13 protein-coding genes and 1 riboswitch are annotated in these 13,960 nt (G+C 70.0%); of the genes, 6 read left to right on the top strand and 7 right to left on the bottom strand.

What is annotated here, in order from left to right; genetic code table 11:
* The first annotated feature begins 12 nt into the window (after positions 1 to 12).
* The 5 genes from AB0M63_RS04575 (at position 13) to AB0M63_RS04555 (ending at position 7,201) form a co-directional block, all read left to right on the top strand.
* Positions 13 to 519 (top strand): GNAT family N-acetyltransferase, encoded by a 507-nt coding sequence (locus tag AB0M63_RS04575; protein ID WP_355917549.1) that lies wholly within the window; start codon positions 13 to 15, stop codon positions 517 to 519.
* A gap of 77 nt (positions 520 to 596) precedes the next feature.
* A riboswitch (cobalamin riboswitch) is annotated at positions 597 to 674 on the top strand.
* A gap of 144 nt (positions 675 to 818) precedes the next feature.
* Complete coding sequence (locus AB0M63_RS04570) at positions 819 to 3,209, top strand: ribonucleoside-diphosphate reductase subunit alpha (RefSeq protein WP_366018340.1); 2,391 nt, start codon at positions 819 to 821, stop codon at positions 3,207 to 3,209.
* The gene (locus tag AB0M63_RS04565; RefSeq protein WP_366018339.1) at positions 3,209 to 4,228 is read left to right on the top strand and encodes a ribonucleotide-diphosphate reductase subunit beta; all 1,020 of its coding nucleotides are present in this window, start codon (positions 3,209 to 3,211) and stop codon (positions 4,226 to 4,228) included. Before AB0M63_RS04570 ends, AB0M63_RS04565 begins: the two co-directional genes overlap by 1 nt.
* A gap of 288 nt (positions 4,229 to 4,516) precedes the next feature.
* Positions 4,517 to 6,601, top strand: coding sequence for a putative Ig domain-containing protein (locus tag AB0M63_RS04560; RefSeq protein ID WP_366018338.1), 2,085 nt, complete (start codon positions 4,517 to 4,519; stop codon positions 6,599 to 6,601).
* A gap of 141 nt (positions 6,602 to 6,742) precedes the next feature.
* The gene (locus AB0M63_RS04555; RefSeq protein WP_355917561.1) at positions 6,743 to 7,201 is read left to right on the top strand and encodes a hypothetical protein; all 459 of its coding nucleotides are present in this window, start codon (positions 6,743 to 6,745) and stop codon (positions 7,199 to 7,201) included.
* Here the strand turns inward: AB0M63_RS04555 and AB0M63_RS04550 are convergent.
* Positions 7,176 to 7,334: a hypothetical protein gene (locus AB0M63_RS04550; protein WP_355917564.1), complete on the bottom strand. Its 159-nt coding sequence runs from the start codon at positions 7,332 to 7,334 to the stop codon at positions 7,176 to 7,178. The genes AB0M63_RS04555 and AB0M63_RS04550 overlap by 26 nt on opposite strands.
* Before the next feature lie 93 nt (positions 7,335 to 7,427).
* On the opposite strand from AB0M63_RS04550, the gene AB0M63_RS04545 reads away from it, so the two are divergent.
* Positions 7,428 to 8,408, top strand: coding sequence for a helix-turn-helix domain-containing protein (locus AB0M63_RS04545; protein WP_366018337.1), 981 nt, complete (start codon positions 7,428 to 7,430; stop codon positions 8,406 to 8,408).
* Here AB0M63_RS04545 and def read toward each other — a convergent pair.
* From def to sigR, 6 genes are all read right to left on the bottom strand, one after another.
* Positions 8,384 to 9,034, bottom strand: coding sequence for a peptide deformylase (gene def / locus AB0M63_RS04540; protein ID WP_355917570.1), 651 nt, complete (start codon positions 9,032 to 9,034; stop codon positions 8,384 to 8,386). The genes AB0M63_RS04545 and def overlap by 25 nt on opposite strands.
* A gap of 148 nt (positions 9,035 to 9,182) precedes the next feature.
* Positions 9,183 to 10,163 carry a hypothetical protein gene (locus AB0M63_RS04535; protein WP_355917573.1) on the bottom strand — a complete coding sequence of 327 codons (981 nt, stop codon included), beginning with the start codon at positions 10,161 to 10,163 and terminating at the stop codon, positions 9,183 to 9,185.
* A gap of 104 nt (positions 10,164 to 10,267) precedes the next feature.
* Entirely contained in the window at positions 10,268 to 11,524 is a 1,257-nt protein-coding gene (locus tag AB0M63_RS04530) for an HD domain-containing protein (protein ID WP_355917576.1), read from the bottom strand.
* Complete coding sequence (locus AB0M63_RS04525) at positions 11,521 to 12,828, bottom strand: HD domain-containing phosphohydrolase (RefSeq protein ID WP_355917579.1); 1,308 nt, start codon at positions 12,826 to 12,828, stop codon at positions 11,521 to 11,523. The genes AB0M63_RS04530 and AB0M63_RS04525 overlap by 4 nt, the downstream gene beginning before the upstream one ends.
* 125 nt (positions 12,829 to 12,953) lie before the next feature.
* A complete protein-coding gene (gene rsrA, locus AB0M63_RS04520; protein ID WP_355917582.1) occupies positions 12,954 to 13,268 on the bottom strand; it encodes a mycothiol system anti-sigma-R factor in 315 nt (104 codons plus the stop codon).
* Positions 13,265 to 13,948: an RNA polymerase sigma factor SigR gene (sigR, locus tag AB0M63_RS04515; RefSeq protein ID WP_019058309.1), complete on the bottom strand. Its 684-nt coding sequence runs from the start codon at positions 13,946 to 13,948 to the stop codon at positions 13,265 to 13,267. The genes rsrA and sigR overlap by 4 nt, the downstream gene beginning before the upstream one ends.
* Positions 13,949 to 13,960 lie beyond the last annotated feature (12 nt).

Genomic DNA, 13,960 nt, shown 5'->3' with positions numbered 1-13,960 from the left:
AGACTCGAAGCCATGGACATCGTGATCCGCCGGGCGACCCCCGACGAGTACGAACCCCTCGGCGCCCTTACCGCCCACGCCTACCTCGACGACGGTCTCCTCGACTACGGCGAGGAGGACGAGTACCTGCCGGTGCTGAAGGACGTCGCGAGGCGGGCGGCCGCCGCCGAGGTCCTGGTCGCCGTGGACGGCGACCGCCTCCTCGGCGGAGTCACCTTCGTCCCCGGGCCCGGCCCCGTCGCCGACATAGCCCTCCCCGGCGAGGCCGAGATCCGCGCCCTCGCCGTCGACCGCGCCGCCCGCGGCCGTGGCGCCGGCGAAGCCCTCGTCCGCGCCTGCGTCGACCGCGCCCGGGCCACAGCGAGCTGCACAACCGTCGTCCTGTCGACCCAGCGCTCCATGCACGCGGCCCACCGCATCTACGAACACCTGGGTTTCGTCCGCACACCCGACCGGGACTGGAATCCCGTGCCGCACCTGGACGATCTCACTCTGCTCACCTATCAACTGACGCTCTGAAACCGCCGCGACACAACATCTGGGGTTGCCACGACAGCCCGGCACAAGATGTATGCTCATGCTCGCTGTCGCCGCAGGGGAATCCGGTGCGAATCCGGAACTGTCCCGCAACGGTGTACTTGTGCGTATACGCGCACCTGGTCAGTCCGAGGACCTGTCGACGGCGTGCCCGGCCAACCCGGTCCGGGCGATGACGTCCGGGCCTCGTGGAGTGGGCCGGTGGACGCGACGCCCCGTGCGCTCGTGAGCTGCCGTCTGCCCTCCGCAAGGCCCCGTGCCGAGCGAGGGAGAGCCCCACCGTGACCATCGCGCCAGCAGAGCCGGCCTCAGCGACCCAGGCGAACGAGGACACCGCGACCGGAGCCGACGGCCCCGGTACCGCGATCCTGCGGACCCTGACCGAGCTGACCGCCGACCTTCCCGACGCCGACCCGGGCCGGGTCGCCGCCGCCACCCTGCGCGGCCGCTCCGCACACGCGGACGAGACGGAACTGCGCGAACTGGCCACGGAGGCCGCCGCCGGCCTCATCTCCGAGGACCCGGTCTACTCCCGGCTGGCCGCCCGGCTGCTGACGATCAGCATCGCCGCCGAGGCCGCCTCCCAGGGCGTCACGAGCTTCACCGGGTCCGTCGCCGTGGGCCACCGCGAGGGCCTGATCGCCGACCGCACCGCCGAGTTCGCCCGGCTCCACGCGGCCCGCCTCGACGCGCTGATCGACACCGAGGGCGACGACCGCTTCGGCTACTTCGGGCTCCGTACCCTGCACAGTCGCTACCTCCTCCGGCACCCGATCACCCGCAAGGTCATCGAGACACCCCAGCACTTCATGCTCCGGGTGGCCGCCGGTCTCGCCGAGGACGACAGCGTCCGCGCGCTCGACGAAGTCGCCGCGCTCTACCGGCTGATGAGCCGCCTCGACTACCTCCCCTCCTCCCCCACCCTCTTCAACTCCGGCACCCGGCACCCCCAGATGTCGTCCTGCTACCTCCTCGACTCCCCGCTGGACGAGCTGGACTCCATCTACGACCGCTACCACCAGGTCGCCCGCCTCTCCAAGCACGCCGGCGGCATCGGTCTGTCGTACTCCCGTATCCGCAGCCGCGGTTCGCTGATCCGCGGGACGAACGGGCACTCCAACGGCATCGTGCCGTTCCTGAAGACGCTGGACGCCTCGGTCGCCGCGGTGAACCAGGGCGGCCGGCGCAAGGGTGCCGCCGCGGTCTACCTGGAGACCTGGCACTCCGACATCGAGGAGTTCCTGGAGCTGCGCGACAACACCGGTGAGGACGCCCGCCGTACGCACAATCTGAACCTGGCGCACTGGATCCCGGACGAGTTCATGCGCCGGGTGAACGAGGACGGCGTCTGGTCGCTGTTCTCCCCGGCCGACGTGCCCGAGCTGGTCGACCTGTGGGGCGACGCGTTCGACGCGGCCTACCGCAAGGCGGAGGCCGAGGGCCTCGCGCGCAAGACCATCCCGGCCCGTGACCTCTACGGCCGCATGATGCGCACCCTCGCGCAGACCGGCAACGGCTGGATGACGTTCAAGGACGCGGCCAACCGCACCGCCAACCAGACGGCCGAGCCGGGCCACACCGTCCACTCCTCGAACCTCTGCACGGAGATCCTGGAGGTCACGGACGACGGCGAGACGGCGGTCTGCAACCTGGGTTCCGTGAACCTGGGGGCATTTGTCGATACGGCGACCCGTGACATCGACTGGGAGCGGCTGGACGAGACGGTCCGTACCGCCGTCACCTTCCTCGACCGCGTGGTCGACATCAACTTCTACCCGACCGAGCAGGCGGGCCGTTCCAACGCGCGCTGGCGCCCGGTGGGCCTGGGCGCCATGGGCCTCCAGGACGTCTTCTTCAAACTCCGCGTCCCCTTCGACTCCCCGCAGGCGCAGGCGTTGTCCACGCGGATCGCCGAGCGCATCATGCTCGCCGCGTACGAGGCCTCCGCCGACCTCGCCGAGCGCAACGGCCCGCTCCCGGCCTGGGAGAAGACCCGTACGGCGAAGGGTGTTCTGCACCCCGACCACTACGGCGTGGAGGTGACCTGGCCGGAGCGCTGGGCGGCGCTGCGGGAACGGATCGCCCAAGTCGGCATGCGCAACAGCCTGTTGCTGGCCATCGCCCCCACGGCCACCATCGCGTCCATCGCGGGTGTCTACGAGTGCATCGAGCCGCAGGTCTCGAACCTCTTCAAGCGCGAGACCCTGTCCGGCGAGTTCCTTCAGGTCAACTCCTACCTGGTGGCCGAGTTGAAGCAGCTCGGCGTGTGGGACGCGCAGACCCGGGAGGCGCTGCGCGAGGCCAACGGCTCGGTGCAGGGCTTCACTTGGGTCCCGCAGGACGTCCGCGACCTGTACCGCACGGCCTGGGAGATCCCGCAGCGCGGTCTGATCGACATGGCCGCCGCCCGCACCCCGTTCCTGGACCAGTCCCAGTCCCTGAACCTGTTCCTGGAGACGCCGACGATCGGCAAGCTCTCCTCGATGTACGCGTACGCCTGGAAGCAGGGCCTGAAGACGACGTACTACCTGCGCTCCCGCCCGGCCACCCGCATCGCCCGCGCGGCCCAGGCACAGGCCCAAGCCACCGTCCCCGTACAGCAGTCGACGCCCGACGAAGACGCGGTCGCCTGCTCCCTGGAAAACCCCGAGTCCTGCGAGGCCTGCCAGTAATGACCACCCCGAACACCGAGAAGAACCTCCTCGACCCGGGCTTCGAGCTGACCCTGCGCCCCATGCGCTACCCGGACTTCTACGAGCGCTACCGGGACGCGATCAAGAACACCTGGACCGTCGAGGAGGTCGACCTCCACTCGGACGTCTCCGACCTCGCGAAGCTCAGCCCGGGTGAGCAGCACATGATCGGGCGGCTGGTCGCGTTCTTCGCGACGGGCGACTCGATCGTGGCGAACAACCTCGTGCTGACGCTGTACAAGCACATCAACTCCCCCGAGGCGCGGCTGTACTTGAGCCGTCAGCTCTTCGAGGAGGCGGTGCACGTCCAGTTCTATCTGACCCTGCTGGACACCTACCTCCCCGACCCGGAGGACCGCGCGGCGGCGTTCGACGCGGTGGAGAACATCCCCTCCATCCGCGAGAAGGCCGAGTTCTGCTTCAAGTGGATCAACGAGGTCGAGAAGCTGGAGAGCCTCCAGAGCCAGGCCGACCGCCGCCGCTTCCTCCTCAACCTGATCTGCTTCGCCGCGTGCATCGAGGGCCTGTTCTTCTACGGCGCGTTCGCCTACGTCTACTGGTTCCGCAGCCGGGGTCTCCTGCACGGCCTCGCCACCGGCACCAACTGGGTGTTCCGCGACGAGACCATGCACATGAGCTTCGCCTTCGAGGTGGTCGACACCGTCCGCAAGGAGGAGCCGGAGCTGTTCGACGACCAACTCCAGCAGCAGGTCACGGACATGCTGAAGGAAGCCGTCGAGGCCGAGCTGCAGTTCGGGCGCGATCTGTGCGGTGACGGACTGCCGGGCATGAACACCGACTCGATGCGCCAGTACCTGGAGTGCGTAGCCGACCAGCGTCTCCAGCGGCTGGGCTTCGCCCCGGTCTACGGCTCCGAGAACCCCTTCTCCTTCATGGAGTTGCAGGGCGTGCAGGAGCTGACCAACTTCTTCGAGCGCCGCCCGTCGGCGTACCAGGTCGCGGTCGAGGGGTCGGTCGACCTCGACGAGGACTTCTAGCCGTAGGGACCGTAAGGACTGGGACGGCCCATGGAGCTTCCATGGGCCGTCCATGGACTTTCTATGGGGCGGCAAAGTTCTTGGGGGGCATCTGTTCCCGGTCTCCTCACCCCGGCTACGTTCTGCCCGTCCTGTTCATGTCACGCACAACGACTCCACGGACGGCATCACAGAACGCTCAAAGTGTCATGCCCATGACGACGTTCAACGCCGCCGCTACGCGCGTCACAGGCCTGCCACCACGCCGAGGAACCCCACTCCCATCGACTCGACGGAGGCAGCACCCCCATGCGTGAAAAGCCCAGACGAAGCCTGCGAAGACTCCTCACGGCCGCGATACCCGCCCTCGCCCTGAGCGTCTTCGGCCTGGTGGCCGCGGCGCCCGCCGGTGCGCAGACGGTCCCCCACGCCACCACCCAGTCCGCCCAGGTCTCCAAGGTCACCCAGAACTCCAAGGCCCTGACCGCCCCCGCGGCCCAGGCCGTCCACTCGACCGGCAAGGCCGGGCAGAAGGTGCCGACCGAGCACCTGTGCGCGACCGCGGCCCCCGGTCAGGCAGCCTGTTTCGCACAGCGGCGCACCGACATCAAGCAGCAGTTGGCCGCCGCCGTGCACGCGGACGCCGCAGCGGCCGTGTCCGGTCTGAGCCCGGCCAACCTGCACAGCGCGTACGCGCTGCCCTCGACCGGCGGCTCCGGCATGACGGTCGCCGTGGTCGACGCGTACAACGACCCCAACGCCGAGTCGGACCTGGCCACTTACCGCTCCAACTTCGGCCTCTCCGCCTGCACCAAGGCCAGCGGCTGCTTCAAGCAGGTCAGCCAGACCGGCTCGACCACGTCCCTGCCGACGAACGACACCGGCTGGGCGGGCGAGGAAGCGCTCGACATCGACATGGTCAGCGCGGTCTGCCCGAACTGCAACATCATTCTGGTGGAGGCCACTTCGGCCACCGACGCCAACCTCGGCACCGCCGAGAACGAGGCCGTCACCCTGGGCGCGAAGTTCGTCTCCAACAGCTGGGGCGGCTCCGAGGCCTCCTCGCAGACCAGCGAGGACACCGCGTACTTCAAGCACCCGGGCGTCGCGATCACCGTCTCCTCCGGTGACGAGGCCTACGGCGCCGAGTACCCGGCGACGTCCCAGTACGTGACGGCCGTCGGCGGCACCGCCCTGTCCTCCTCCTCCAACTCCCGCGGCTGGACCGAGTCCGTGTGGAAGACCAGCAGCACCGAGGGCACCGGCTCGGGCTGCTCCGCCTACGACGCGAAGCCGACCTGGCAGACCGACACGGGCTGCACCAAGCGCATGGAGGCCGACGTCTCCGCCGTCGCCGACCCCGCCACCGGCGTGGCCGTCTACGACACCTACGGCGGCTCCGGCTGGGCGGTCTACGGCGGCACCAGCGCCTCGTCCCCGATCATCGCGGGCGTCTACGCGCTGGCCGGCACCCCGGGCTCCAGTGACTACCCGGCGAAGTACCCCTACTCCCACACCAGCAACCTGTACGACGTCACCAGCGGCAACAACGGCTCCTGCACGACGAGTTACTTCTGCACCGCGGGCACCGGCTACGACGGCCCGACCGGCTGGGGCACCCCGGACGGCACCGCCGCCTTCACCTCAGGCACCACCACCGGCAACACGGTGACCGTCACCAACCCGGGCAGCCAGTCCACCGCGACCGGCAGCTCGGCCAGCCTCCAGATCTCGGCCTCGGACAGCGCGGGCGCGACCCTCACCTACAGCGCGAGCGGCCTGCCGACCGGGCTGTCGATCTCCAGCTCGACCGGTCTGATCTCCGGCACCGCGTCCACCGCCGGCACCTACGCCGTCACGGTGACCGCGACCGACTCCACCGGCGCCTCCGGCTCGGCCTCCTTCACCTGGACGGTCAGCACCTCCGGCGGCGGCACCTGCACCTCGACCCAGCTCCTGGGCAACGCGGGCTTCGAGTCCGGGAACACCACCTGGACCGCGAGCAGCGGGGTCATCACCAACGACACCGGCGAGGCCGCCCGCACCGGTTCGTACAAGGCCTGGCTCGACGGCTACGGCTCGACCCACACCGACACGCTGTCCCAGTCGGTGACGATCCCGTCCGGCTGCACCGGCACGACCTTCACCTTCTACCTGCACGTCGACACCGCGGAGACCACCACCAGCACCGCGTACGACAAGCTGACGGTCACCGCAGGTTCGACCACCCTGGCGACCTACTCCAACCTCAACGCGGCCACCGGTTACGTCGCGAAGTCCTTCAGCCTGTCCTCCTTCGCCGGCTCCACCGTCACGCTGAAGTTCAGCGGCGTCGAGGACTCCTCCCTCCAGACCAGCTTCGTCCTCGACGACACCGCCGTGACGACCAGCTGACCTCCTCATGAGCTGAGCCCCGGCCGTCTCGCAGCGGCCGGGGCTCTGTCATGTCGGGCTCTGTCATGTCCACGAATGCTTCACCCCTCACAGGGGATCCGGATGCGTCCGTGACACGTCAAAGGAGCAAGGAGGCCCCCCATGCGCCGATCGATCCTTGGTCCGTCCCTCGCCGTCGCCACCCTGGCGCTCGCCCTCGCGGGCTGCGGCACGAAGTCCGACACCGGCAGCGGCAGTGTGTCGCCGTCCGCGTCCCCCACGCCGAGCAAGAGCAGGTCGGGCTGTACGGCGAAGGAGAACCTCGCCGCCAGTGACACCAACGGCACGTTCTGCCTGACGACCGGCGACACCGTCCGCATCCTGCTGGACGGGACGACCTCCCGGCCGTGGGCGCCGGTCAAGACCGCCGGCACCGGCCTGGAGGCCACCAACAGCGGGATCCTGATCCGGCCCGGCGACGCGAGCAACGCGTACAAGGCGGTCAAGGCCGGGACCGTGAAGCTCACTTCGTCCCGGCCGCTGTGCGCGACCGCCCCGCACAAGATCTCGTGCAAGGGCATTCAGGAGTGGTCGGTCACCGTCGTGGTGACGACGTCATGAGTCGGTGGGCCGCCCTGATCTGACGGTCGATGCGCCGCTCGTGCGCGATGCCGAGCAGCGAGGGGAAGGTCACGGCGACGAAGATGCCGAGGACGGTCAGGAGGGCGATGAGGTTGTCCATGGCTGTGTTCATAGACACCACTGTCCCGCCTTACACTCCTTACCGTGAGTGGCAGTACTGCCGTACACCCTCGATTTACTGCCACATCTGGCGCACACTGGCAACATGCTGAAGAACGTGGCCGTCGTCCTGCTCGACGGCGTGCACCCCTTCGAACTCGGCGTCGTCTGCGAGGTGTTCGGCCTCGACCGCAGCGACGAGGGCCTGCCGGTCTACGACTTCGCGGTCGCCTCGGCCGAGGGGCCGACCCTGGCGACCCACGCGGGCTTTTCACTGGCCGTCGAGCACGACCTGGAGCGGCTGGAGAGCGCGGACCTCATCGCCGTACCGGCCGGCGCGACCTACGCGGCGCGGGAGTACCCCGAGGAACTGCTCGACGCGCTGCGGCGGGCCGTGGACCGGGGTGCCCGCGTGCTCAGCGTCTGCTCGGGAGTGTTCGTGCTGGCCGCCGCCGGGCTGCTGGACGGACGGCGGTGCGCGGTGCACTGGCACCACGCGGAGCTGCTCGCCCGGCGGTATCCGAAGATCGTCGTGGAGCCGGACGTGCTGTACGTCGACGCGGACCCGGTGATCACCTCCGCCGGTACGGCCGCCGGCATCGACGCCTGTCTGCACATCGTGCGCAAGGAGCAGGGTCCCGAGGTCGCCAACGCCATCGCCCGGCGCATGGTCGTACCGCCGCACCGCGACGGCGGCCAGGCCCAGTACATCGAGCGGCCGCTGCCGCGCTCGCAGTGCGACACGGTGGGCGAGGTGCTGGTGTGGATGGCCGAGCACCTCGACCAGGAGGTCACCGTCGAACAGCTCGCCGCCCGTGCCCATATGTCGCCGCGCACCTTCGCCCGCCGCTTCCAGCAGGAGACCGGGACCACGCCGTACCGCTGGATTCTGCGCCAACGGGTGCTGCTGGCCCAGCAGTTGCTGGAGGGGACGGACGAGACGATGGACACGATCGCCTGGCGCACCGGTTTCGGCACCGCGCCCGCGCTGCGCCACCAGTTCGTCCGGGCCCTCGGCATCACCCCGAACGCCTACCGGCGCACATTCAGAGGCCCGGAGGCTCAGTCGTTGGCGACCACGGGGTAGCGGGGCTCGTTCTCGGCCATCTGCCGCAGCGCGTCCTTGCGGTCGCGCTTGGAGAGCCGGTCGATGTAGAGGTAGCCGTAGAGGTGGTCGGTCTCGTGCTGCAGGCACCGGGCGAAGTAGCCCGTGCCGCGCACCTTGATCGGATTGCCCAGCTCGTCCTGGCCGGTCACCTCGGCGTAGTCCGGGCGGGCGAGCGGCGCGTACGCGGTCGGCACCGACAGACACCCCTCGTTGCTCTCGTCCAACTGCCGCTTGTCCGCGGGCAGATCGACGAGCCTGGGGTTGCAGACGACACCGACGTGCCGCTTGCCCTCGTCGTCCTGGCAGTCGTAGACGAAGACCTTGAGGCTCACGCCGATCTGGTTGGCGGCGAGGCCGACCCCCTCGGCGGTGCGCTGCGAGGCGAACATGTCCGCGACCAGCGTCTGGAGCTCCGCACCGAAGTCGGTGACGTCCGCGCACTCCTTGTGCAGCACCGGATTCCCGACGACCGTGATCGCCCGCGAGGTCCCCCGCTCCCGCCAGGCCGCCTCACGCTCCTCGGTCTCCTCGGTGTCGACGACGAATCCCTCGTCATCCACGGGGAGCACGCCCACGTGCTGCTGATCGGTGTCCTGCTGCGCCATGCCGACGTATGCCTTCCTGAAAAACCGGGGGGTTTACTGCGAATACAGGGTACGTGGACGCGCCCCATAGGGGCGCGGGACTGCGTCGATATGCGGCTCCGCCGCGTGGGCGCGACCAGCTACAGCGGGCCCGCACTCGAAAGCCGCCTCAGCAAACTTCTTCCAAATCCCGCCAGTCCCGAGAATCAGGGCTATCGGCAACCCACCCGTCCAACAACCCCCGCACCAGCGAAGCCGGCGCAGCCAACCCGCACTCCCGCTCCGGCACCCACAACTGCCCGTCCGTCCGATGCCCCAGCGGCCCAGGATGACCGGGCTCACTGTGGTCATGGGGATCAAGATGCTCCCCGTCCCCCTCGTCGGACGGCATCCGCGACTCGGAACACATCCGGCAGAGCAACCGCACCGACGACGACCAGTCCTCCGCCGCGAACCCCGCGTCCGCAGCCAACTGCTCCAGCGCGTCCCGGTCCGCCTCCGTCGCGGCCTCCAGCAGCACCACCCACGTCGGCACGGGCGACGGCGCCCACAGCTCGATCTCGTCGAACACGGGGTAGGAGTGCCCGGCGGCGGTGGTCCGCTCGCCGTGCGGGACCCCGTCGTGCAGCACGACCTCGCCCCAGCGCCGCCCGGACGAGGGAAGCGGGATGGAGAGCACCTCGATACGGGCCGGGTCCAGCCGCCGCCCCCACACCACCTCGGCCTCGCCCTCCGGCGACAGCCGTACGGCCGCGCTGCCGAGGTCCATGCCAGACGGTTCGCCCGCCGCGGCGACCCCGCCCGGCACCCGCAGGCCGTACGCCTGCCAGGCCCGCCGGGCCAGCGGCCAGTCCTGGAGGGCGGTGGCCGCGATGCCCACGTTCCACCAGTCAGGTGCGCCTGCCTCCCGGTCGAGCAGCGCGACGGCCCGCAGACCGGCCGCCCGGGCCTGCTCCCAGTCGTGCCGGAACTTGTGCAGCAGGGCGAGGTTGAACCAGGACTCGGACAGCCAGGGCTCCAGATCGGCGGCCCGCGTCAGCAGCGCGCCCGCGTCCTCGTACCGACCGTCGCCGATCAGCGTGAACGCGCGGTCTGTGGCCTGCCGCCAGGAGGCGGAGGGCCGGTGCCGTCCCTTGCCGAAGATCCTCACGATTCCCGCCTGCCAGTTCCGTTCAGTGGGCTGGCCATGCCCCCGGACACCCTCTTCTTCGCATCCAACCATGTACGACTGGAAGGGCGCTCATTACCCATGGGTTACCCAGCCGAGGGCAAGGTCAGACAGTCCCGGGACAGCACCCGGGCCAGCGCTTCCACGACCTCGGGAGCGTAGTCCCCGGCGGTCCCGAAGCGCAGCTCCTCCAGCGCCCGAAGAGGCCCGCCCGGGCCGCCTGCCCGGGTTTTCTCCTCGTACGCGTTCACGGCCCGGACGATTCGCGCGCTGAGCGGCTGCTCCCGGCAGGGGTCGGCCTGCCGCTCCACGACGGCCGCCACCTGAGGACTGACCCCGGTCTGCCGTACGACGGCCCCGCCGAGCAGCGCTATCCGCCGCTGCTCCTCCACGGGGAGGACGGCGGTGGCGCCGGCCGGTACCGGGTCGACGAGGCTGAGCTGGCCGATGTCGTGCATCAGGGCTGCGTACTCCAGGACGGTGAGGTCGGGCTCGGACAGCCCCAGGTCCCGCCCGACCGCCTGGCAGAGCGCGGCGACCCGGCGGGCGTGCCCGGCCGGGGTGTACCCCGCGATCTCGGTGGAGCGGGCGAGGGAGGCGATGGTCTGCCGGTAGGTGGTCCGTACGGCCGCGTACCGCCGGAGGGAGAGCTGGGTCAGCAGCAGCGGTACCGAGAAAACCGGCAGCGCCCACAGCCCGACCACCGCGACCGCGAGCGCCATCACCGCGCCGGTGGCGCAGACCGCCGACCCGATCCCGGGCATCCCGCGCAGCTCGTCCCGGAGCAGCGGGCCGAAGCGCCACCCGGTACGGGAGTGCGCGAGCGCGGCGGCCAGCACGGCGTCGCAGAGGGCGGTGAGGGAGAGGAGCGCCAGCAGGAGCAGGGCATAGGCGGGGCCGCCCCAGTGCCTGAACACCCCTTGGTTGTACAGGGGTTGGAAGCAGACGGCCGCGAAGCCGACGGTCAGGACACGACGCGCCAGGTGGTCGGGGGTCCGGCTGCGACCGCGCGCGATGTGCGGCACACAGCCCACGAGCGAGGCGGCGACGACCACGGCGACGACCTGGAAGAGCCCGTGGTGGGTGGGCTGCCCGGCGTCGGCGCCGAGCAGCGCGTAGGAGAGGGCGCCCGCGGCGCCGAGGGGCGCGGTCTCCCGCAGCCCGGTCGTCCCGTTCCAGCGGCTCAACTCCCCTACGGCGACGAGCACTCCGAAGGCGAGCGCGACTCCGCGTTCTTCGATGCCGGTCCAGAGGGTGAGGGCGAGGGAGGTGGTGGCGAGGAGGGTGGCGGAGGTGTGGATGAGGGTGAGGGCGGGGCGGGGCCGGAGCGGGTTTTTCGTCAACCTCTCACCCCACTGGAAACGGGTGGAGTGGGTGGGAAAACGATGGGTGAGTGGACCTCGTCGGCTGTGACCGAGGGATGCCACCCACACCGCCCGAGGGCCCGCACCAACGCCCGGACCATCAACGGGTCGAACTGTGTACCGGCACAGCGCGACAGTTCCTCCAGCGCAACAGACACCGGCCGAGCCCGTCGGTACGACCGTGTGGACGTCATTGCGTCGAAGGCATCGGCGACCGCCACCACCCGCGCGGACTCCGGGATCTGACTGCCCAGCAGCCCGTAGGGATACCCGCTCCCGTCCAACCTCTCGTGATGGTGCAGGACAGCCGCGCGGGCCTCGCCGAGAAAACCGATTCCGCGCACCATCTCGTGCCCGTACTCGGGATGCAGTTCGATCACCCGCCGCTCCTCGGGGGTGAGCGGCCCGTCCTTGCGCAGCAGCCGGGTGGGCACGCCCAGCTTCCCCACGTCGTGCAGGATCCCGGCGAAGCGCAGGACCTCGACCCGGGCGTCGTCCATGCCCAGTTCCCGCGCGATCATCATCGAGGCCTGCCCGACCCGCTCGCTGTGCCCGCGGGTGTACCCGTCCTTGATGTCGACGGCCTGGACGAGCGCGCGGATGGTGGCCTGATGGGCGGCGCGTTCCTGGTGGTACTGGGCGAACACCCACCAGGACACCCCCATCGGCAGCAGCACGAGCAGCGCGGCGACGGGGCCGTAGGGACTGCGCCACAGGACGGCCATCATCAGCCCGGCGAGCCCGTGCACGCCGATCGGCGCCAGGGACCGTAGGAACAGACCGCGCCAGGTCCGTCGTACGGGCATCCCCGCGGCCAGCGCGAGAATCCCGCCGTCGAGGACGGTGAGGGCCAGACAGAAGGCGAGGACGGCGGCGAGGGCGGGCACCAGCGCGTACGGGAAGTCGGACGCGACGACCGCGTCGCGCCCGCCCAGCGCCCAGTGCACGCGTCCCGCCGCCCAGACGGCGAGCGCGAGTTGCGCGGCCCGCCAGCTCCGCCGCAGCCAGGGCGGACCCTGCTCGACGTGGGAGAAGAGCGCGCCCGGCAGCGGTACGAGCGCGGCGGCCGGCGGCGGCAGGAGGAAGGCGGCTGCGAGCAGCACGGGGTAGAAGGTGCCGGCGAACCGGCGGCGGGCGACCTGCTCGCAGCCGGCGTAGAGGGCGGCCAGCAGCGCGACCGCCCACCAGGGTGTGTGGACGGCCGGCAGCGGAAGCATGCAGCACAGGGCGCCGAGGGCGACGCAGACGACGTACGCACGTGCCCGTGCCGGTGTCGCCTCCATGCCCTGTGCCCTTCCCCCGACCATGCCTGTCCAGGCCGAGGAGCCTAGGGCGGTCGGGGGAGGCACGCGGGCTTATCACCCGCGGATTAGCACGATCGGGTGATGGGCAGGGAAGAGACGGAGGGTCAAGACTCCTGCGGAGACGGCGACGGAGAGGCCGTCACATCGTGCTCGGGCACGGCCTGTCCGGACCGGATCATCTCCAGACGTCCCATCACCTTGGAGCGCAGATCCGTCGGCACGTCGTCCTGCCCGCAGCACCGCTTGACGAGCTTCTTCACGGCCTGTTCCAGGCCGTACTTCTCCAGGCACGGCGAGCACTCCTCGAAGTGCACCTCGAACTTGGTGCAGTCCGCGTCCGGCATCTCCCTGTCGAGGAACTCGTAGAGATGGGCGAGGACCTCACTGCAGTCCGTCTCGTGCGGCTCTCCGCAGCTCATGAGCCCGAGCCTTTCGCTTCGTTCGACTCTCCGGCGCCGGCCGGGACCAGTCCGCGGTCACGCGCGTAGTCCTCGAGCATGCCGCGCAGTTGACGGCGGCCCCGGTGCAGCCGGGACATCACCGTACCGATGGGTGTCCCCATGATGTCCGCGATCTCCTTGTACGCAAAGCCCTCGACGTCCGCGAGATAGACGGCGATGCGGAATTCCTCGGGGATCGCCTGGAGCGCTTCCTTCACGTCCGAGTCGGGCAGGTGGTCGAGCGCCTGCGACTCGGCGGAGCGCAGACCGGTCGACATGTGCGACTCGGCACGCGCGAGCTGCCAGTCCTCGATCTCCTCGGCCGCGGAGCGCTGGGGTTCACGCTGCTTCTTGCGGTACGAGTTGATGAACGTGTTGGTGAGAATCCGGTACAGCCACGCCTTGAGGTTGGTGCCCTCACGGAACTGGTGGAAGGACGCGTACGCCTTGGCGTACGTCTCCTGCACCAGGTCCTCGGCGTCGGCCGGATTGCGGGTCATGCGCAGCGCGGCCGAATACATCTGGTCGAGGAATTCGAGCGCGTCCCGCTCGAAGCGCGCACTGCGCTCCGTCGTGGACTCCGTGCTCGTGCCCTGGCCCTCGGGCTGCTCCGCCTGGCCGTGTTCGGTCCCTGCGTCGGTACCGGGAACCGGACCCACCTCCTCAAGATT

This window comes from Streptomyces sp. NPDC051576 (assembly GCF_040681835.1).
In the GTDB taxonomy this organism is placed as follows: Bacteria; Actinomycetota; Actinomycetes; order Streptomycetales; family Streptomycetaceae; genus Streptomyces.
Note: the sequence above shows the minus strand (reverse complement) of the source record. Positions and strands in the feature narration are given on the sequence as shown.